This is a genomic window from Peribacillus sp. NPDC097264 (assembly GCF_050277925.1).
GTDB lineage: Bacteria > Bacillota > Bacilli > Bacillales > DSM-1321 > Peribacillus.
In genome coordinates this window covers 23,055-43,908 of the sequence record NZ_JBNNSR010000001.1, presented here as the reverse complement: position 1 = coordinate 43,908, position 20,854 = coordinate 23,055, and the positions used below count along the sequence as shown (strand labels likewise).

The 20,854-nt window shown below is 41.7% G+C and carries 21 protein-coding genes; 10 read left to right on the top strand and 11 right to left on the bottom strand.

Annotated features, from left to right (window positions below; genetic code table 11):
• Positions 1-39: 39 nt before the first annotated feature.
• Positions 40-1,299 carry an amidohydrolase family protein gene (locus ACQKL0_RS00220; protein WP_427685651.1) on the bottom strand — a complete coding sequence of 420 codons (1,260 nt, stop codon included), beginning with the start codon at positions 1,297-1,299 and terminating at the stop codon, positions 40-42.
• A gap of 214 nt (positions 1,300-1,513) precedes the next feature.
• Here ACQKL0_RS00220 and ACQKL0_RS00215 point away from each other — a divergent pair, with 214 nt between their 5' ends.
• The 5 genes from ACQKL0_RS00215 to ACQKL0_RS00195 all read left to right on the top strand — a co-directional run bounded on the left by ACQKL0_RS00215 (position 1,514) and on the right by ACQKL0_RS00195 (position 5,487).
• Entirely contained in the window at positions 1,514-3,205 is a 1,692-nt protein-coding gene (locus ACQKL0_RS00215) for a methyl-accepting chemotaxis protein (RefSeq protein WP_427685649.1), read from the top strand.
• Positions 3,206-3,428: 223 nt separating this feature from the next.
• Positions 3,429-3,578, top strand: a complete 150-nt coding sequence (gene rpmG / locus ACQKL0_RS00210; protein WP_402871234.1) for a 50S ribosomal protein L33 — start codon at positions 3,429-3,431, stop codon at positions 3,576-3,578.
• Between the two features lie 45 nt (positions 3,579-3,623).
• Positions 3,624-3,893 (top strand): 30S ribosomal protein S14, encoded by a 270-nt coding sequence (gene rpsN, locus ACQKL0_RS00205; protein ID WP_402871237.1) that lies wholly within the window; start codon positions 3,624-3,626, stop codon positions 3,891-3,893.
• Between the two features lie 434 nt (positions 3,894-4,327).
• Positions 4,328-4,681, top strand: a complete 354-nt coding sequence (locus ACQKL0_RS00200; protein ID WP_427685647.1) for a hypothetical protein — start codon at positions 4,328-4,330, stop codon at positions 4,679-4,681.
• A gap of 119 nt (positions 4,682-4,800) precedes the next feature.
• Positions 4,801-5,487 (top strand): hypothetical protein, encoded by a 687-nt coding sequence (locus tag ACQKL0_RS00195; protein WP_427685645.1) that lies wholly within the window; start codon positions 4,801-4,803, stop codon positions 5,485-5,487.
• 61 nt (positions 5,488-5,548) lie between these two features.
• Here ACQKL0_RS00195 and ACQKL0_RS00190 read toward each other — a convergent pair whose 3' ends face one another.
• Positions 5,549-5,929: a VOC family protein gene (locus ACQKL0_RS00190; RefSeq protein WP_402955105.1), complete on the bottom strand. Its 381-nt coding sequence runs from the start codon at positions 5,927-5,929 to the stop codon at positions 5,549-5,551.
• 252 nt (positions 5,930-6,181) lie between these two features.
• Here ACQKL0_RS00190 and ACQKL0_RS00185 point away from each other — a divergent pair, with 252 nt between their 5' ends.
• Both ACQKL0_RS00185 and ACQKL0_RS00180 read left to right on the top strand, forming a co-directional pair.
• Positions 6,182-6,451 (top strand): DUF1292 domain-containing protein, encoded by a 270-nt coding sequence (locus tag ACQKL0_RS00185; RefSeq protein WP_402871248.1) that lies wholly within the window; start codon positions 6,182-6,184, stop codon positions 6,449-6,451.
• 314 nt (positions 6,452-6,765) lie between these two features.
• Positions 6,766-8,232, top strand: a complete 1,467-nt coding sequence (locus ACQKL0_RS00180) for a PAS domain-containing sensor histidine kinase (RefSeq protein WP_402871251.1) — start codon at positions 6,766-6,768, stop codon at positions 8,230-8,232.
• A gap of 32 nt (positions 8,233-8,264) precedes the next feature.
• Here ACQKL0_RS00180 and ACQKL0_RS00175 read toward each other — a convergent pair whose 3' ends face one another.
• Positions 8,265-9,257 (bottom strand): NADPH:quinone oxidoreductase family protein, encoded by a 993-nt coding sequence (locus tag ACQKL0_RS00175; protein WP_402871253.1) that lies wholly within the window; start codon positions 9,255-9,257, stop codon positions 8,265-8,267.
• A gap of 160 nt (positions 9,258-9,417) precedes the next feature.
• Between ACQKL0_RS00175 and ACQKL0_RS00170 the strand changes: the two genes are divergently transcribed.
• On the top strand, positions 9,418-9,858 hold the full coding sequence (locus ACQKL0_RS00170) for a peptidylprolyl isomerase (RefSeq protein WP_251540275.1): 441 nt from the start codon (positions 9,418-9,420) through the stop codon (positions 9,856-9,858).
• A 39-nt stretch (positions 9,859-9,897) separates the two neighbouring features.
• On the opposite strand, the gene ACQKL0_RS00165 is transcribed toward ACQKL0_RS00170, so the two are convergent.
• From ACQKL0_RS00165 to ACQKL0_RS00130, 8 genes are all read right to left on the bottom strand, one after another.
• A complete protein-coding gene (locus ACQKL0_RS00165; protein ID WP_402871350.1) occupies positions 9,898-10,113 on the bottom strand; it encodes a hypothetical protein in 216 nt (71 codons plus the stop codon).
• A 9-nt stretch (positions 10,114-10,122) separates the two neighbouring features.
• Positions 10,123-11,328, bottom strand: coding sequence for a Ger(x)C family spore germination protein (locus tag ACQKL0_RS00160; RefSeq protein WP_427685643.1), 1,206 nt, complete (start codon positions 11,326-11,328; stop codon positions 10,123-10,125).
• Positions 11,325-12,830 carry a spore germination protein gene (locus tag ACQKL0_RS00155; RefSeq protein ID WP_427685641.1) on the bottom strand — a complete coding sequence of 502 codons (1,506 nt, stop codon included), beginning with the start codon at positions 12,828-12,830 and terminating at the stop codon, positions 11,325-11,327. Before ACQKL0_RS00155 ends, ACQKL0_RS00160 begins: the two co-directional genes overlap by 4 nt.
• Positions 12,831-12,855: 25 nt before the next feature.
• Positions 12,856-13,986: a GerAB/ArcD/ProY family transporter gene (locus ACQKL0_RS00150; protein WP_402871263.1), complete on the bottom strand. Its 1,131-nt coding sequence runs from the start codon at positions 13,984-13,986 to the stop codon at positions 12,856-12,858.
• A gap of 113 nt (positions 13,987-14,099) precedes the next feature.
• Positions 14,100-15,041, bottom strand: coding sequence for an oxidoreductase (locus tag ACQKL0_RS00145; RefSeq protein ID WP_427685638.1), 942 nt, complete (start codon positions 15,039-15,041; stop codon positions 14,100-14,102).
• A gap of 124 nt (positions 15,042-15,165) precedes the next feature.
• Positions 15,166-15,531, bottom strand: coding sequence for a hypothetical protein (locus tag ACQKL0_RS00140; protein WP_402871266.1), 366 nt, complete (start codon positions 15,529-15,531; stop codon positions 15,166-15,168).
• A gap of 101 nt (positions 15,532-15,632) precedes the next feature.
• Positions 15,633-17,273: a zinc ribbon domain-containing protein gene (locus ACQKL0_RS00135; protein ID WP_427685636.1), complete on the bottom strand. Its 1,641-nt coding sequence runs from the start codon at positions 17,271-17,273 to the stop codon at positions 15,633-15,635.
• 27 nt (positions 17,274-17,300) lie between these two features.
• The gene (locus ACQKL0_RS00130; protein WP_402989860.1) at positions 17,301-17,792 is read right to left on the bottom strand and encodes a zinc ribbon domain-containing protein; all 492 of its coding nucleotides are present in this window, start codon (positions 17,790-17,792) and stop codon (positions 17,301-17,303) included.
• 190 nt (positions 17,793-17,982) lie between these two features.
• Here ACQKL0_RS00130 and ACQKL0_RS00125 point away from each other — a divergent pair, with 190 nt between their 5' ends.
• The gene (locus tag ACQKL0_RS00125) at positions 17,983-19,359 is read left to right on the top strand and encodes a zinc ribbon domain-containing protein (protein WP_427685634.1); all 1,377 of its coding nucleotides are present in this window, start codon (positions 17,983-17,985) and stop codon (positions 19,357-19,359) included.
• Positions 19,356-20,681, top strand: coding sequence for a beta-N-acetylhexosaminidase (gene nagZ / locus ACQKL0_RS00120; protein ID WP_427685632.1), 1,326 nt, complete (start codon positions 19,356-19,358; stop codon positions 20,679-20,681). The genes ACQKL0_RS00125 and nagZ overlap by 4 nt, the downstream gene beginning before the upstream one ends.
• The last annotated feature ends 173 nt before the right edge of the window (positions 20,682-20,854 follow it).

The window sequence follows — 20,854 nt, the reverse complement described above, 5'->3', positions numbered from 1 at the left end:
GCCCCCTTATCCTGTAAGGGGGCTGAGTCATTGAAAAACCTATTCAACAACCTGATGATAGACTTTCGTCAGGATTTTTTTATATGCCCGGTTCATTTCTTCCTCATCCACGTGTGTAAGGGTGCGATTGAACATGATCCATTCCCCGTTGACCATTACATGATGAATGGACGGTTCGCTCGTTTCAAGTAAAAGATTATGCACAGTCGTGGAAAACTCGTCTGTATCGACCTCTGGAATAAGGGGGTTCTTTTTTATGAAGACAAGATCTGCATGAAATCCATCCTTGATTCTTCCACTCATGTTCTGATGATAGGCGGACGCGCCATTTTGCGTTGCCATCTGCCAGATGTTCTCCGCTGTGAACGGATGTGTCGGGGACATCGTTTTGAGTAGATAATAGGCGATTTTCATATTTTCCCATAAATCGGTACTGGCATAATCAGATCCCATGCAAACATTCACGCCTTTTTCAAGCATGCTGGATACGGGGGCTATACCTGCTCCAGTGCTTAGGTTCGAGACGGGACAATGGACGACAGAGGAACCTGCCTCAGCTAGTAAATCGATATCCGTTTCATTCAAGTGAACGCCATGGAAAAAAATCGTCTTGTTATCGAGTAGCCCTTGCTCTTTATATAACTCGATGGATGACTTTCCGTATTGAGAATAAATCAGGTCCTTTCTCCATTGGTTTTCCATCCCATGCGTGGTATAGAGGGAATCAAAGTCCTTTTTACTAGAAACACAGAGAGCAAGGTTCTCATCCGTGATATCCTCTTCTTCTAGCAAATGCGTACCAAAGTTGACCTGCCCACTTTGCAGATCGTGATATTCCGGAATCTTCTCATAGGTATCGACAAAACCTTTCATTCCAATGCGGTTGATGGTTTCGGCAATCGCATCCGGCCAATTACTTGGCTCTGATTCACTGACGAACGTGATTCCTTTCTTCACCATATCTGCGTAAGCCTTCATACAAATCGTTTCATATTCCCTTCTGGTCAGTGCATCGATTTTCTCAAAATAACCGGATTGAAGGTGCCCTTGTTTGCTATCATTACACCACTCTTCAATTTTCATATCCCTATGAAGTCCCTGGGCAGTTAATGAATAACCATGAAAATGAGCATTGTATAATCCAGGTATTAGTATATACCCTTCACAATCCATTTCTTCGACAGAAGCATTCCCTTCAGAGAGAGAAGGATTTGTGATGATTTTCCCTTCATGTATTAACAGATTTCCCCTTGAAATGGCATACTCTTCATTCAAATATGTTGCGTTTTTTAATAACATGCATTCCCCTGCCTTCTTAAATGATAGTGTTTAACAAATAATATTTATTTTACCACCATGTTCCATTTAATTTTTCCTTTTCTTGACCGATAAAAGAAAAGGAAACTATTACTCCTTGGGAACATATTTACCGTCCACTTTAATTGTGGGCTTTTTATATGAAAAGGGATAGATAAGCGTGACCATTACAAAAGAAATAGAGGGGTAAAAAAGAATGAAATTATCCATAAAGAATAAGTTACTACTAAGCTTTTTTCTTGTCTCCATCATTTTTGGAGTTTCAGCTTTCATTTCTTATCACAGTATGAAAGATATGAACAAGAAGTATGATTATATTCTTGATAATATCTCCGAGGTTCAATCAATCACTCAAAGTATCCAGACGGATGCAGCACGTCAGGTAACGTATTTAAGAGGATATCTATTATATGAAACACCTGATATGAAAGAGAAGATGTATGAATCAAATGAAAACATCAATGAATTAATAAAAGAAGCGAGAGATTTGTCGCACTCAGATAAAATGACCAAAGAGCTCGATGGAATCAAAGCATCGAATGACGAATGGATTGAGGAGAGTCGTAAATCTGTAGAAGCGGTACGAGCCAATCCTGAAAAAGCCAAGGCCCTAGCCCGGGATAATGTGGTTCCCATCAGTACCAAAATGGTTGAGCAAACGAATTCATTCTATACATGGATCAAAGACGACATCATGGTGCAAAAGGTGAAAGAGGTTCAGGATAAATCAAAGTCGGCAACTAAGAAGATTATCATTCTAAGCCTGATAGCTTTCGTGCTTGCGATGGCTGATGGATTATTGATTTCAAGCGTTATTTCCAAACCAATCGAGAAGTTGAGTAAAATGGCTAACCGGGTCGCTGAAGGAGATTTGAATATAGAAAAAATCGAGGTAAGAACCCGCGACGAGATTTATGTGTTAAATCAATCTTTTGAAAAGATGACCCAAAATCTGCATCATACGATTACGGCCATCTCCTCCAATACGAATAAAGTTACATCATCGGCTGAGCAATTAAGTGTCAGTTCTGAACAATCGAAATTGGCAGCAGAAACAATCGCTCTTTCGATACAGGAAATCTCCGGGGCTTCTGAAAGTTCAACAAGGCAACTGGAAATTAGTCTCGGTTCACTGAATGAAGTGAGCCAGGGTGTGGAACGGATTACCGAAAGTACGGCTAGCATGTCAGAGCTTTCAAAAGAAACCGAGAAACAGGCAGAAGAGGGCAGCCACTATGTCGAGGAGAACTTGAAGCAAATGAGATTCATCCATGAATCGGTTAACCAATCGAATCAGGTTATCGATTCTTTATCGGAACGTTCTAATCAAATCGGGAATATTATCGATGTAATCACGGGCATTGCTGGACAGACGAATCTATTGGCATTAAATGCAGCAATCGAAGCGGCAAGGGCGGGCGAACATGGTAAGGGATTCGCCGTGGTGGCCGATGAAGTGAAGAAACTGGCTGAACAATCCCAGAACTCTACTAAATTGATCACGGATTTAATCATGGGAATGCAAGACGACACAAGGAATTCTGTTACGATCATGAAAGACGTGATGGATAATGCGGAACAGGGCGTGAAGGTTTCAGTGGAAACATCGAATAAATTCGCCCAGATCCTTCAAAGTACGAGAGACATTACTCCGAAAATCGAGGAAATCACGGCTTCCATTCAACAAATTTCAGTCAGTGTAGATGAAGTATCGGAAACGTCGAATAAATTAACGGCACACGCACAGGAAAATGCGGCCAATTCAGAAGAAGTGGCTGCTTCAACGGAAGAACAACTGGCATCGATGGAAGAAATCAATTCATCCGTGCATTCATTGACCTCTATGGCAGATGAGCTAAAGCAAGTGGTTCGTAAATTCCAGATTTAAAGATGTATTTTTAGAAAAAAGCAGGCTTCCTGACATGGTCGGGAAGCCTGCTTTTTCTTTATGTAGATATTTGATGTTGAGTAGGGAACCAAGGGGAAATCGAAAAAGCTTACGAAAAAACTTTCAAATAGTAATCATTACGTTTTATTATATAAAGGTAAACATCATAAACCGTAATCATGACGATTAAGGATATTTATAAAACATTCAGGAGGGAACAAACATGAGAGTAAACATTACCTTGGCATGTACAGAGACGGGAGATCGGAATTATATAACGACGAAAAATAAGCGAAACCATCCTGATCGAATCGAATTGAAAAAGTACTGCCCGCGCTTAAAGAAACACACACTTCACCGTGAAACAAAGTAATCCGGGTACAATATAATCATTTTTATAGAAGGGGAGATAACTAAGGTGGCAAAAAAGTCAAAGATAGCAAAGGCAAAAAAACAGCTGGAAACAGTAGAGAAGTATGCAGAGGTTCGACAGGAACTTAAAGTGAAAGGAGATTATGCAGCATTGGCCAAGCTCCCAAGGGATGCTTCGCCAACACGTATTCACAATCGGTGTGGAGTTACGGGAAGACCACGTGGATATATGCGGAAATTCAACATGTCTAGGATCGTTTTCCGTGACCTTGCACATATCGGGCAAATCGCGGGAATCAAAAAGGCAAGCTGGTAATCTAAGATAGAATGAAAAAGGTGATCACTGGGTATTTACACCCGGAATCACCTTCTTCTAGCATTTGATACTCTCCTATTCAAAACCCCGATAATTCTGTTGAAGTTCCTTTCTTAACGTGGAAATCTCTTGGTTGATTCAAGTAGGTTTCATCATTTCTATTTTCCTAGTACATACTTAATTCATACTTAATTTGTTATTCATCTTTATCTACGACCGTAATAAAATCTGTCCTCAATACTTGAAAGTGGACGTATGATTTAGGGTTAAAATCCAAAACCTTTATCATTCTTCGAAAATTTTACCGGGTTAATCAAAAAAGGTAAAAAGTTTAATGAGATATATGTACTAGATTAAGAGAATGTCGTTATTGTATTCCCTTTTCATCCGATACTTCATATAATTGAAGAATCTTACCGGAAGAAGGATGGAATATGCATATTTTTTGGACGATTTATTTAGGGATTTTAGGAACGGTGGCGATTGCTTTTTTGCTTAAAGGCCTTCGTACCCCCTCTTTAATAGTGGATTTCATCATTTCAGTTATTACGTGGATCGGACTATTTGGATTTGTGACGAATACAGCCATATTCACGCCTCTTATTTGGAAATTCGTGTTTGTAGGTGGTTTGCTGTGGGATGTACTTTTCAGTTATATCGGAAAGCATGATGATGGAGAAGCCGCTATGGAAGATATATCAGGACGTGCGAAAAGTATCCTCATCGGAGTCACATTACTCATTACACTCGGACCGTTATATTATGGGTTATATCAATATGCATTCTAAAGGAAAGGGCCAATAGGGTCTTTTTTTGATTAGTTCCCTGTATTTTCTTAGTATGGTATGTTATTAAATGACAATAAGTAGTAATATTGAACTACTAAATGGATATGGGGGCTAATAATATGGGTTTTCTCAAAAGTGCCGGTGAAGGTGCGGGATGGTTAGTTGGCGGTGTGACTGGAGGCATTATTAAGGGAGTTGGAGAATTAACGGGATCTAAGTTCATCCAAGAGGTTGGCGATGGTGTTAAGAATTCAACGGAGTTCACAGGTAAGCAACTAGGGAATGTTGCTGAGGGAGTTTGGAATCTTGGAAGTGGACTAGTATCGAAAGATGATGGGAAGGTGGATCAAGGGTTCAAGGATTTAGGGGACGGTGTTGGGAATACAGCGAAAGCAGTAGGACAAGGTATTAAGGCGACGGTGGGGAATGTTGGAGATGTAGCCGGAGGACTTAGGGAAGGAGACGAAACACGTTGGAAAGAAGGATTACGCAATGTGGGGAAAACAGTCGCCGTTGGTGCGTTGGGGGTATCCATTTTGGATATGGCGGACGTTATTGATGTAAATGGGAATGAAGGCGGATTGGGTGGTTCGGATCTTGCACTAGAAAATGGGTCAGATGGATCATATATAATAGAAGAAAATCATCAAGAACATGGTGTGGAACCTCATTGGCGGACATTGGAGGATGGAGAGAGAATTTGGATTGATGGTGATGGGGACAGCAGTATCAATCAATCCGTGGAAGAAGGCGGAGGTTGGAACCAGAGCAATCCTGATTACCGAATACCTGTAGATGAAGCTTGATAACTATTTATTTATTGGACTCATTAAAAAAAGCAGAAGCTGATCGCTCTGCTTTTTGTGTTCATCTCTGGAAGAACTCGATCCATTCCTTCTCTGGTCCGTATATGTAGAAATAGCGATAGCCGTTTGGCAAGGTGACGATTTCTTCATCAATCAGTTCGACATTCTCAAGGCTTTGGATCCTCGCGTATTCTTCTTCGATATCATCCACGGTAATGGCAAAGTGGTGAATCGTTGCTTCTGATGGCAACGTGTCACTATATCCTTGGATCAATTCAATTTCGGTTTCATCTGAACCGTCATACCCAAGAAAGGCAAGCTGAATGATACCATTCGTATGGGGTACACGCGCTTTCAATTTCAAATCCAACACTTCTTGATAAAAGGATATGGATGTTTCTAGATCTCTTACAACGATGCCGATATGATCGACTTTCTTCATAGTCAAAGGGGATTCCTCCTTCTTGTTGTTATTAAGCAATATTAGTATATATGATTAGGTATAAAAATACAGCAATATAAACAAAATAGTCTGAATGATTTAAATTCTGGCGATTTCCACCACTTTACTGGATTTTTTATTGAAAAGGAAAAGAATTGCCCTTTTTTAAAGCAAAAATTTGTTTCTGTATGGAATAGTAGATATACTATGGAAACAAACCCATTTTAAATGGACTTGAGAGGAGAGATTATGATGGGAAGTATTCGCGAAGGTGAAGTGTTTACCCTTACTGACGACAGTGATCAAGAGCACGAGGTTGAAGTTCTGGGAACATTGGATGTTGAAGGAACGGAATATGTAGCTGTAGGTTTGCTAGAAGACATTGAAGAAGATACAGAGGAAGATATCGATATTTTCTTTTTCAGAGTTGAAGGCGAAGGAGAGTTAAATGATATCGAAACGGACGAGGAGTTCGAAAAGGTATCATCTGCTTTCGAAGCGGCTTTTGATCCACAAGATTGATGACTAGAAAAGACGGCACATCTACGTGTCGTCTTTTCTTATGTATATCGTGTTAAATTATTGTGCGTATACCATGATAGTGGTTACATGCTATCCAATCTTAATAAGCTACATGCTTCTATGAACCGATAGTTGGAGAATGTAAATATAATTCATTTTAAGAGAAGAGCTAAATCTGCATGACTGATTTAGCTTCTTTTTATTGGGTTTTCACTACATTGATAGTGAAAACTACTATAAAATACTGGTGAATGATTTACTGTTACTGTAAAATTGAGTAAGTGAATTTTCGGAATTGGAAAGGAATAAATCTGTTGAAAAAGCTAATTAATGATAGACAAGGGCAAGTGGAAGAAAAAGTAGATGATATCACAAAGCAGCTTCAATCTTTCATGGAACAAAGTGCGGATGCCATTTCCATCGTTGATCTAGATGGTAAAACCCTACAAGTTAATGCTGCCTTTGAGGAGTTTTTTGGCTGGATGAATGACGAGGTATTTGGTAAGCCTTTTCCGATCATCCCTGATTTCCTGAAGGAATCTGTTGACGAGTTGCATAATAGGGTCAAGTCGGGGGAACAAGAGAAGGGCTTCGAAACGGTCAGACAAAGAAAAGATGGCCAGCTAATTGATGTGAGCATCACCCTTTTTACGATCAGGAATAACGAAGATGAACCGACGGCATTGGCGTTCGTATACAGGGACATTACGAATCAAAAGTTGGCTGAAATAGCGTTGAGGGAGAGCGAAGAACGGTATCGCAACCTGATCGAGGTGTCACCTGAAGCAATCTTTGTGCATCGTAATGGAATCATTGAGTATATGAATCCCGAAGGTGCCAGAATGCTGGGCTTGTCTGTGGAAGAAATTATGGGGAAGTCCGTTTTTCAGTTCGTGCATCCCGATTCTCAAGACACGGTCGGCAAGCGAATAGAAGTGATGAGAGATGAGGGGAAGACGGTCGAGTTACTGGAGCAAAAGTTCAGGCGCTTTAATGGTGAAGTATTTTATGGTGAAACCATCGCCCTTCCGATTATTTATAAGGGACGACCGGCCATCCAGGTTTTCTGTAGAGATATTACCGAACGTAAGAAGACAGAAGAATTATTATGCAAGACGAATATGCTTTCTGCGGTCGGTCAGATGGCGGCGGGCATTGCCCATGAGATAAGGAATCCACTAACTGCCATCAAGGGATTTTTGCAATTAATGGGTGAAACGCCTGACAAGCAGGAATACCTTGACCTGTCAGTGAAGGAAGTGGACAAGATCGAACGGTTGGCTAAAGAGTTTTTATGTCTTGCCAATCCCCAATTGCAAACATGTGAACATACCCGGATACCTGCCATTTTAGATAGTGTCATAACGTTGGCCAAGCTTCAGGCGAATCTGAACGATGTCGAAATAACGATGGAAACTAAAGTCGACGATTCAACAGTGTTTGGTGAACCTAATCTATTAAAGCAAGTGTTTACTAATGTAGTGAATAATGCGATTGAAGCCATGGAAAATGGCGGGAAACTTCATATCCAGTTGGATGAATATGATCCAGGGAACCTGGTCATCCGCTTCATTGATTCGGGTAGTGGGATGACAGAGGAACGCATGAAGCATTTAGGTGAGCCTTTTTATAGCACAACGGAAAAAGGGACCGGCCTGGGGCTAATGGTGAGTACAAAAATCATTCATGAGCATCAAGGGCAAATTAAATTTAGTAGCGAGGTCGGCAAAGGAACCACCGTCGATATCATCCTCCCTATTCAAAGGCACATTAAAAGGTGACGAGAGCCAGAGCTAACGTCACCTTTTGTTTTTTATAATTTGACGATTGTCCGTCCCCTTGCTTGACCTTTCAGTAAGGTAGGCAGGACGTCCGGAAGTTCCTGCAAGGAAATTTCCTGTTGAATGAGCTGTTCTACATGATCCAACTTAAAGTCGGTTGCTAGGCGTTTCCAAACTTTCAGCCTCGTATCCATAGGGCAATTCACCGAATCGATGCCAAGCAAGCTGACGCCTCTCAAAATGAATGGGAAGACAGTCGAAGGCAGGTTTGTCCCTCCGGTTAATCCACTGACCGCCACCGATCCACCATATTTAACTTGGCTCAGGACAGAGGCCAATGTTTCTCCACCGACCGGGTCAACGGCACCAATCCATTTTTGCTTGCCAAGTGGACGAAGCGTGCCATCATAGACATCTTCACGGGATAAAATCTTCGTGGCACCCAGTTCCTTTATGTACGCGTGTTCTGATTTTTTCCCGGTGCTCGCTTCTACCGAATAGCCGAGCTTGGAAAGAATCGAGACGGCAAAACTGCCGACGCCTCCAGTGGCTCCTGTGACGAGAACATTTCCGTCCTCTTGCTTGAGTCCATTTTCTTCTAGACGCATGATGGAAAGTGCAGCGGTGAAACCGGCAGTTCCGATAACCATGGCTTCTTTCAATGTTAGGCCTTCAGGGAGCGGGACAACCCACTCTGCTGGAATACGGGCGAACTCACTGTAGCCCCCGAAGTGTGAAACGCCAATCTCGTAGGAGGTGGCAATCACTTCGTCTCCTTCTTTGAAACGGGAATCCTTAGATGAAACGACAACACCTGCCAAATCGATGCCAGGGACAATCGGATAGCGGCCAACGATGTTTCCGTTAGGGATCGTCGCTAGGCTGTCTTTATAGTTCACGCCAGAATAATGCACGCGGATGAGCACTTCACCTTCTGGAAGATCGCTGAGTGAAAGTTGCTGAATGGTTAAGGAAAAGTCATCTTCTTGTTTGTTTACGAATAAGGCATCAAATTGTTGGGTCATTGTTTTTTCCTCCTTTTTTAGTGAATATTCCCTATTATAAGAGAAGAAACGCACGCTGTATAATAATTGAATCTGAAAACACAGCGCTTTCTTTTCTTTCTCTTGCTAAAAATGGTACTATTAAGACTGATTCAGTTCATTTTAAAGGAGATGTTTTATAATGGCTAAAAAAGGATACATATTGATGGAAAACGGAGAGAAAATCGAATTTGATCTTTTCCCTAATGAAGCACCAAACACAGTGGCTAACTTTGAGAACCTGGCAAACACAGGCTTTTACAATGGTGTAGTCTTTCACCGTGTCATCCCTGGCTTCGTAAGCCAAGGTGGAGATCCAACAGGTACAGGTGCAGGCGGAAGCGGCACACAGATCAAATGTGAAACAGCTGGAAACCCGCACAAGCATGAAGCAGGCAGCTTGTCCATGGCGCATGCCGGAAAAGATACGGGCTCAAGCCAATTCTTTATCGTTCATGAACCACAACCGCATCTAAACGGTGTTCATACTGTATTCGGTAAAGTAACATCAGGTCTAGAAACGGCTAAAGCAATGAAAAATGGCGACAAAATGGAGAAAGTAGAAGTTTTTGACGCTGAATAATAAATGAAGAAAGAGGGGGCCTAGGCTCCCTCTTTTTCGTTATAATAGCTTTTTTAGTGGACCAAACAGGATGTTGAATATTTGTGTAGGTCCCGGCATTTCCGGAAAGAGTATGAGAAGGATTGCCAGAACCCATCCGATGGCCAGTAAAAGGACCACCGTTTTTTTCTCTCTTTTATGGGAGCGGTCGATTTTAGGATAGTTGAAAAGAAAAAGGAGGAAGAGTAAGACAGTCACTCCCAATATAGCGGCCATTTTCAAATCCTACTCACCTCTCTTTATCGTTCCTAATGTTTTCGTCATCAAACCTGGTTCTTGTACTTTCAAATGGATATCCATGTTTATTGTGACTTGTGGGAAGACATACTTCCAATGGTCTTTTACCTTTTCCCACTCTTCTGGATACTTTTGATGAAAGGATTCAGCAATACCGAAGGCATCCGTCCCCATGCCATCCCTCACCTCGGTAATGGCAGCCTCTATATCTCGTTCCATTTCATGCTGTAAATAGGTCTCAATCTGCTTCGAGCTAGATTCCTCCATGATATCCAGATTGCTGCCGTTCTGAACCAGTAAACCGTCTACGTTCACATCAACCGTTACACTCCACTTTCCGTTTTCAATCTTGGGAATCAGCTTTGTCGATTGCCGAAGTGGGTGCACCGAGATTTTCCTTCCATCTGGGGTCGATGTGGTTATCGCTCCCAATTTATTTTGATTCCGGATCCATAGCAAACCTTGCGTGACATCTTCTTTAATCGATCCTACCATTTTATCCTCTTTGAAAATAGCGACACCAGAAAACGTGGTAATGGTCTCTGTTGCCTTTTCTGGTTGATCAGGCTTGGATATTTCAAGAAGGGGGAGTATGCCGCCCTTGGAATCACTGATGGTCATCAGCTGGAAATCCTTGACTGTGATCGGTTTTTTTATATACAATTCCGATGATTTTTGTAAAACATCCCCCATATAACTTTCTAGAGCGGGGACCAATTCGAGTATCTCGGAAGCCGGCCCCTTGCTGATAAATAAGTCACCACGTGCCCAGGGTTGAGGATGGCGATTGATGAAATCAATCTGATCATTCAAATGGCCTTTAAGGGCAAATTTTTCTCCGAAAATAAAGGCATCACAGTGGCCCCAGAAAATCTGGCGAGAAAATAACTTTTGCAGGTTCACCATGGCATCCGCCATATTTTCCCCTGTTGCGGATTTAACGAGGACAAGGCTTTCGACTCCACCCGTCCCAGGACCGGCTCCTTGCTGTTGACTGCTGGCGGCCCGGGGAATGAAAACCTGGATGGTAACTTGCACTTGATCTTCTTCTGTAATATCTATCCCCGCTGCCATGACTAAGGCCATATTGGAAAGCTCTTTGCTACCCCAACAGCCAGATAGGGTACAAGTGAAAAAGCAAAGCATGGTCACTGTAATGGCTTTTTTGATTGGCTTGGAAAGAATGGTATTCATGCTTTGGAGTCCTTTCCTCTCATCCTAAGGTTTTTCTGATTGGGGTGGTTGTCTTCATTAAAAAATCTCCTCCTTTTCTGTAAAGATTGCCAAGGTGCCCGGAATAGTGCGTCTTGCCATGAACCATTCTTCAAAGGTGGTAGGTAAGGTACCCCAATGGAGGTCAACTTGCATAGATGAATGACGATAGTGATGATCCCAAGCATCAGCCCGAATAATCCCAGTGTCCCGGCAAGGAGGATAATGGGGAAGCGTAATAATCGTAAGGCGATGCCCTGCGAATAGCGAGGCACTAAAAAGGAGGCGATCCCTGTAAGAGAAACGACGATGACCATCGGAGCGGAAACGATTCCGGCTTGAACCGCGGCCTGTCCGATAACTAGCCCCCCGACGATGCTGACGGCTGCACCGATTTGTTTAGGAAGCCGGAGTCCTGCTTCCCTTAGAGCCTCGAAGGTGACCTCCATCAGGATTGCTTCCACGAATGCCGGAAATGGTATGGCTTCCCGTGATGAGGCAATGGTAATTAACAGGGTGGTCGGAATCATTTCCTGGTGAAAAGTCAGGATGGCGACATACAAGGACGGGAGGGTAACCGAGAAAAAAATAAATAGGTAGCGTAATAGTCGTACAGAAGAACCGATTAAAAAGCCAAAATAATAATCTTCCGGTGACTGGATAAAAGAATAGAAACTGACCGGGGCGATTAAAACGAAAGGTGTCCCATCGACTAGGATGACGATACGTCCTTCCAGCAAATTGGCAGCCACAACATCGGGTCTTTCCGTTGTTAGCAATTGTGGAAAAGGCGAATATGGATTGTCCTTGATGGATCCCTCGATATATCCTGTTTCCAGAACACCATCCAATTCAATCTCGTTGATCCTGGTTTTCAATGTCTCCAATACTTGTTTATCAGCCTTACCCTCTATATAGGCAATGACAACCTCCGTTTTTGTATAACTCCCCACTTTTACTTTTTCCATTTTAAGCGTGGGGGAGCTGATTTTTCTGCGAATGAGAGATGTGTTGGTTTGTATGGATTCGATGAATCCTTCGCGGGGACCACGTACCACACTTTCAGCTTCGGGGTCCTCAATCGGGCGCTTATCAACTTTCACAAGGCCCAGTGCCAGGGCATAATCCATTTTTTGTACCAAGAGAATCGAGTAGCCGGTAGAAAGATAGGTGATGCAATCGGCAAACGTACGAATTTCTTTTGTATCAAGAACTTGAAGGCTTTCTTTCACGGCTTCATGGATGTCAGAAAATGAGAGGGACCCTTCCATCAGCGTATTCATCACATTATTTTCAATTTGTTTCGTATCAGATAGTCCTTCCATATAAAGGAGGGCGGCATCCGTATGTCCCCCAATGCAAAAGGTCCGAAAAACCACATCGTAACAATTGGAATAAGTCGCTTGTAAATAGGAAAGGTTTTTGGGAAGATCCTTAAATAGCGGCAAGTCCTGCTTTATTTTCTCTTGTTCGGATTGAATCATGACATGGCCTACTCCTTTCTACAGGCTAGTTTTTAGTTAGGGATGAAGAGCCATTCGGCACTTCTTTCTTTTGGTATAAACGTCTTTTCAATTTAGCTATTACTAATAGCAGGACCGGGAGCAGTGTCAACATGAAGGGAAGCAAAAAAGGAAAGACGGTTCTAGTAAACTCGGTCTGACCCTGTAAGTTGTAAAACTCCCAAAAACCAAATAATGTAACCAGGAATCCTAACGGTAGAATAAGCGGTTTATAGCTAGGAAGATTCAGGCACTGAGCAGTACCCACAACTAGGATATAGAAGAACACCGTGAGCTTGATGTATGCCCCAAGCATCCATCCTGGTATGATCGCCGCTTCAAGGTGCTCAAAGAAATTCATGAAACTGATGTAGCGAATCGCCTTGAATACGGGAAATGTGTAGTAGCTCGTGAGATCACCGAAAAGGAACAAGGCAGTTAGATTCAAACAAATAAGGCTCAGCATAATGGCGATGATTGAGATGATGATCCATTTCATCCCCTGCTTTCGATCCCTAAGGAATGGTAGAAGTACCGCAATGATAAAGACTTCACTGAACCAAGCCTGTGGAACGGCGGCGCCTAATAGTGGCGGCTTTAGACCATTTTCCAATATCGGAAAAATCCTGGTCGTATCGTAGTCCTGAAAAAGAATCAACATAATGAATGGAATCGGGATGATGAATATGGGAATGAAAAGAGATGAAGCACGTCCCAGCACCGATACACCGCCAGAAACGGCGAAGGCAGACACCAAGACCAGGCTACCCATGATGACGACCCTTGGCGTTTCCGGCAAAAATGTAATGATGATGAAATCGGCATACTCCCTTAAAATGAAGCCCGACATGTAAAGGAAAAAGAAAACATACAAACAAGTCAGGGCCTTTGAAGGAAACTTGCCTATAATATGCCGGCTGTATTCGAATATCGTTTCATTCGGGTACATCTTATGTAATTGGTATAGGATATAAGCTGTGAAAAAACCATTCAATGAGCCAATGATCGGAGATATCCACATATCTCGCCCCGCATATGAATGGGATATGTTTGGCACGGTCAAAATGGCTGTAGCAAAGATGGTTGGGTAAATAATCAGTGCCAATTGATAGGAAGTAATTTTTCCGTTTTCAAGCATGCTTGTCCCTCATTAATTTTTTTTATAGTATCTCTCTTAAAAGGGAAATTACGCATCTTTCATGAAAAAGGACGAAAAAAAAGAACAGCTGGTTCCTGTTCTATAGAGAAGCATCATGATCGGTTTATATTGGCAAAAGTGAAGGGATACTGAACACCTGTCATGGATTCTGAAGTCTCCCATAACTTTTCTGAAGTGTCTTTATCATATAGAGAATCGATGATGGGATCTTTTTTAGGGAAGCCCCTTCTTCCCTTTTTTCCATCCGGGCCAATATATTCCCCACCTCTTAAGGTAGGTTCCGTTGCTGCATAAAGCGTGGGAAGGGCACCCATATTGGCGGGCTGGGTGAAGGTCTTGGAGAGGTAGTGGACAAACTTATTCAGGGACTTGCCAGATCCGCGCGACATGAGGTTTGTATGGGAAAGTCCAGGGTGGCAGGCGACACTGATCGAGTTTGCCTGGTGCTGTTCGAATTTGTTTTGCAATTCCCGGGAAAAGAGAAGATTGGCAAGTTTGCTTTGGGCATAGTACCTCATTGGTTTATATTGATCCTTCCCATCCAAGTGATCGAAGTTTATGGTCCCGTTATTGGCGGCTAAACTGCTTAATGTGACGACCCGCGATTTTGGCGTCGAAAGGATTTTGGGAAGCAACAGGCCGGTCAAGGCAAAATGCCCAAGGTGATTGCTTCCGAATTGTAGCTCGAACCCATCCTTCGTTTGACTATAAGGGGGAATCATGACCCCTGCATTGTTGATTAGAATGGATAAGGAATCGTAGTTCTCCAAGAATGAATCACTAAACTGATGAATGCTCCTCAAATCACTTAAATCGAGTGGCATCACGGAGACATTTGCCTTAGGATGGGCAGACGTGATTCGATCCACCGCCTTTTCCCCTTTCGAAGCATTCCGGACAGCAAGAATGACTTCTGCTCCTTTCCCCGCTAATACAAAAGCCGTTTCAAAACCAAGGCCGCTATTCGCCCCTGTAATCACAACTGTTTTCCCCTTTACATCTGCCATTTGGTCGCCATTCCACTTTTCATTCATACCATCGACTCCTTTCCTGCTCATTCTCTCTCTATCATATACCCATATTATTCCTATATGTCTCGTTTTAAGAGGAATAAAAAGTAAAAAGTGGCCCTTTTTTATAAAGGGCCACTCAAGACGTTCAATCTGGCAAGAGGGTATTAGGAATCTTAATGGGACTGGACAGTTTAGAATGATCACGATAGGAACGATAGGAGATGATATCGTGATTTTTGATGTGGACATCCAACTGGAGGATGTGGGCATTTTTCATTTCCAAATGGTAGGTCGCTCCTTCTTTCTTTAGAGAATAAAAGGTATAGGTCTTCCCTAAAAGGTCCTTGTCGATTCGATTCGTCTCCGGTTGGTTTTGAATATAAAGAGCGAGCTCCATAATGGTGATGGAGGTTCCTCCTGTAAGTTCTATTATCTTTTCCTTCATATAATCTACAGCATGACTCAGAGAGGCTTGTGCTTTCCCAGCAAGTTTTTTTACCTTATCATCCATGAAGTCTTCTCCTTTTTATTGGGTCATACTGTAGTATGGGGCACATATCTTAGGCTTTATACAAAAAACCTCTGTCCCTTGAGGGAACAGAGGAAGAGTGATTATTTTAGAGAACCGGGAAAGAACTTGTTCAAATAGCTACCGGCAAATCCAGCAATATAGGAAAGAATAAAGCTACCGATAAAGACCTGGACAACACTGACGCCGAGGGAGAAGGTAATGGCATTTTCTCCATCCCCCATATCAAATAGACCATTCAGCGAAATTGCCGAGAAAGATGCTATTGCGCTAACGAATAGACTATATACAAGGCTTAGTACAGCCAGTGATACGAATGAAGACTGTTTGGACTTAGCCATAGAATAACCGGCAAATATCAGCAATAAGATAGGAAGGATCATCGCTAGCTTCAAGTAAAGGTCGATGTTCGTAAAACTGAAAAATAAATCTAGATATGAAAGATCTCCTCCTTCCATAACGTCACCATCCGTGCTAAAGCCGGAGAATACGGAGAAACTAATTTCTCCACTTTCTCCGTCCCCTTCTCCTTTTAGGGAGAGTGGGGTGAAATGGAGCATACTATAAACGATGGAAGATAATTGCACACCTAGATAGCAGGCTGCCAAGGTGGTCTTTTCTAAAATTTGTTGACTAACACCGGGTACATCAAGGACCGAGAGCATTTCTTTTGCATCATTGATTTTACTGATAAGGATGGCGACCATTACAATGGTAAGTGTAACGAAACCACGGATAAATGCAGAAAACCCTTGGTGGACGGCATTCCCATAAGGAATCAATGATTCAAGTTGCTTGGTTATTTGGCGGTAGTTAATACTAAATAACATCCCCAGCATGCTAAAGACGATTCCAAACAATAAACCTTTAAAGAAGGTTTGGAAGAATGGATAAGCAGTTGTTATGGCTAGATTCAAGCTTTCTCCGCTTTCAGAGTGCTTGATTTTATAATCAAAACCACTGAATAGAGATAAGAACGTCAACAAAAGGCTGTAAATCAATGCTATTCCAACGGCTCCTGAAAGGAAAGATTGTATAGAGATATCAGTATGGTTCTTTCTGTATACAATGCCACTTAAGAATAAGCATAATAAGGGAATGATAATGAATAAAACATATGTGAAGGAAAGGCTCAATTCGCCGGACCCTTTATAATCTTCATATGAGTTATTGCTTTCCATATCTAACGTATAACTTGGTGAAAGTGTATGAGACATCATGACCGTATCTGAGAATCCGAATATAGCTCCAGGTTCTTTGAATTTGAAGCCAGACTCATCCGCCATGTTTTCGGCAGCTTCCTCTGGGGTGAACCCAAACGATTCTTCAAATATGTCCTCATAAAAATTAGTATTTGTCGTATACACTAAAAGATTTAAAAGAAGCATGAGAATAAAAGCTGCAATGGCAGGTATAAGGGCTTTTCGTAATGTATCTTTAGATAATAGAGAAGTAAACGAGAAGGTCCTTGAATTTAATATTCGTGGTGTTACTTTCTCGTTCATGGAAATCTTTGTTGTGCCGAATTTAAGTAGGGAGTTTCCGCAAGATTTGCAGTAATTATCAATCTTGTTAGTTCCTTCTCCACATTCGGGACAAAAGTTCGTTTCATTATTTACTAATTGTAACTGTTGCAGAGATGATGAATTTCCTAGTGCAGTCCCATCATGTGAGCAATAGTTGCTATAGTCCGGATTAGATTCTCCGCATGTTGTACAGAACATAGCTATCCTCGACTCCTTTCATTTCATTCATGATGTCTTTAAACCGCAACAGTTGCAGAAGACAGCATGTAATGGGATTTGTTCTTCACATGAAGGACAGGAAGATGTTTCTATTTGAGTATCCAATTTTGGTAACTCCACTTTGGCTCCGCAGCCTCCACAAAATTTATCTTCACTGGTGACCGGAGACCCACATGAACTACAGGCATGCTCTGTTTGACTTTGAGAGTTCAATTCAGTAATAGACTGTTGTGCCTTGTATATGACGTGGTCAAATTCCATTAAAGATGTCATTTTTTTTGTCAGTTCTTCAGTGGGATGGATCTCGTTGCTACGTAATTTTTTATATAATTCCTCCCCTAACTGTAAAAGTATTTCGTTCCGTTTCATACCGGTTTCTTGTATGCTCCTTTTGTACTGGTTAATCGTTTGGGCGTTTTGAAGCTTTTGTTTGTTCGTTTGTAAGCTATCCTGAATCTTATTGAGTCCACTTCCTAGCTTATCTTGCAATTCATTCAAATTTACCACTCCTTCATATTTTCCTAAGCTATCAAATAATTCAAAAGTTATATGTATAATTAGATAGTGATAGGTCTAAATTCATAAGATTTGTTGCGTTGTCATGTTACATAATATAGTATTATTGAGATAATATGAATCGATTTTTATAATTTAGCATATATTTTAAGTAAAAAAAGGGGAGAAAACATTGTATTGTAATAATTGTGGGGAAAAAATAAGTGGGAATAAGGCCTTTTGTACTAAGTGCGGAACGACTATAGAAAATCAGAATCCTATTGCTGAAACACGGATAAAAAGTCCTAGAACGGGTTCTTTTTTTAAGTCGAAAAGTTCTAAGGTTCTCTCCATTTCTGTAATCCTATTGCTAATGGTTGGATTTGCTGGTTATATAACAGTACAGAGTATGTATAAACCGGATAAAGTAGTTAAACAATTTGAAGCTGCCATTAAAAGTAACAATACTAAGGACGTAGCGAAGATTTTGAATGGTGGACAGGATGTGATGAAGGTAGAAGAAGCGGATGCGAAGATGCTTATTCAATATTTCGATGAAAATCCTGATCTTCTAGCCGAAACCAAGTCAAATCTGAAAAAAACGGCTCAATACTTGGAAAATGATAATGTAATAGGTTCTAAAGGTGAAGGTTTTTTAACCTTGCAAAAGGTTAAGAAAAAATGGGGAATCATTAAGCAATATGGTGTTAGCTTTCAGCCAGTTTACATAAAGGTCTCAACAAATCAGCCACATGCCTCCGTTTCCATTAATGAGAAAGGCGTGGGGGAACTGAAAGAGGGAGAAGAGCGGACATTCGGGCCATTCTTACCGGTTGAGCATGAGGTTAAAGGCTCCTATAAAGGGGAATATACAACGGTAACTGATAAGGTTAAAATTGATTCATTAGAGGAAGACAGCCATAAGATTCCCGTTGGTTTGGATTTGACGGGAGATGATGTGTATCTAACCTCTAATTATGATGAAGCGACTGTTTTCGTAAATGGAACGAGCACGGGCAAAACCGTCGAGGATCTAGAATCATTCGGTCCGGTGTCTTTAGATGGGAAGATGAAGATTCATGCGGAAGTAAAAGTGCAAGGAAAGACCTTGAAGAGCGAAGAGGTCTCGGTTAAAAATGCTTCAATAGATTTATGGGTGGATGATACGGAAATTGCGGAAGCTGAAGAACGAGCTTACCAAGCAGCTGCTGCAAAAGAAACAGAAGAGGAAGATATAATAGCGGTAGTCAATGAACATTATGAAGAGATTACAAACGGAGATTATGAATCAGCTTATGATTTATTCAGTACCGGCAGAAAAGGGAAAAATAAATTCAGCAGCTGGGAAGAAGGAATGAAGGATAACATGAGTGATGAAGTGACGTATGTAGAAGTTGAATCAATGAATGATAACAAGGCCACTGTCTCATTTGAAATGGTCTCTGAAGATTGGAAAGATGGAGAGACACTTGTCCAAACATGGAAGGGCAAATGGCATCTGGTGAAGGAATCTTCTGATTGGAAACTTTCAGACCCTGAAATTAAATTAGTGGATAAGATAGTCCAATGAAGAAAAGGTATATATACATTGGACTCCTCTTCATTGCGCTTCTTTCATTTTTAACGGTCGTACTCATCCAGTTGAATATGGATACGAATCTTCCAAGTGAAAAGACAGAGAATCGTGGTACCAAGGAAGCCAATCAAAAAGAGGAAACAACCGTACAAGAGAATAAGATAAATAAAGAGGATACAAGTGATAAGGAAATTAATGCATTGACCAATACCGATGAAAAAGTGGAGAAAATGCTAGAAAAGATGACGCTCGAAGAAAAAGTCGGGCAGCTCATGATGATCGGCTTTTCTGGTACGGAAAAGAGCACCGAGGTTCAGGAGTTCATCGAAGAAAAGCATATAGGCGGCATCATTTACTTTGACCGTAATATGAGTTCTCCTAAACAAGTGGCCGAGTTATCCAACTCCCTGCAGGAATCTGCAGAAGGTAGCCGGTTCTCCCTTCCACTCATGGTTGCCATCGATCAAGAAGGGGGGGGCATTACCCGGATGAGGGAACAGGTTTCCCCTATCCCTTCGCAACAGAAGTTAGGGGAAAAGGCCACTGCGGATGAAGTATATCAGGTGGCTAAATTGAATGGTAGAGAGCTGGAGTCGATGGGAATCAACCTTAACTTTGCCCCTGTTTTGGATTTATCGAAGAAAGATAGCCGTTCATTTGGGACGGACCCAAAAAAAGTCCATCAATATGGGGAAAAAGTGATTCAAGGGTTGAATGAAGCATCCGTTACAGGAGCCCTGAAGCACTTCCCGGGGAATGGCCGTAGCGAGATTGATCCACATGTCGAGACCTCTTCCGTGGAAGCAAACCAGCTTGACCTGGAAAACTCGGATATCTATCCGTTTAAAGAGATCATCAAGGATGTGGATAATGACAAGTTTTTCATGATGGTGACGCATATAAAATATCCGGCTTATGATAAAGAAAAACCTGCCAGCCTATCCAAGGTCATTATCGAAGACCTGCTACGAGAGAAGCTGGGCTACAAAGGAATCGTCATCACGGATGATATGGAAATGGGAGCCGTGAAAAATTACTTTTCCTTTAAGGACATGGGCAAAGAAGCGATTCTTGCAGGCGTGGACATCGTCTTGGTCTGTCACGAACATCCCCACCAATTAGAGGTGTATAACGGGATAATCGATGCCGTTAAAAAAGGGGAAATCCCGATGGAACGAATCGATGAATCAACAAAGCGCGTCCTGACTTACAAACTGAACAACATTCAACAAACGACCGTTGACCCAGAACAAGCTGCAAAAGTAGTGAAAAGTCCTGAAAGCGTGGATTATATCAATGGTCTGGGCCTTGAATGAATTGGCAAGAAGTAGAACCCGAACGGTGTCGTTCGGGTTCTTTTTCGTCTTTTGAAGGAACTGGCTTGGTAAATATGTATATTTAATGGATGTGGAGATTGAAATTGCTGAAATGTGTCCGATATATGACTAGAAACGGGAATTCTTGATGAGGGAGAAAAAAATTGCACATA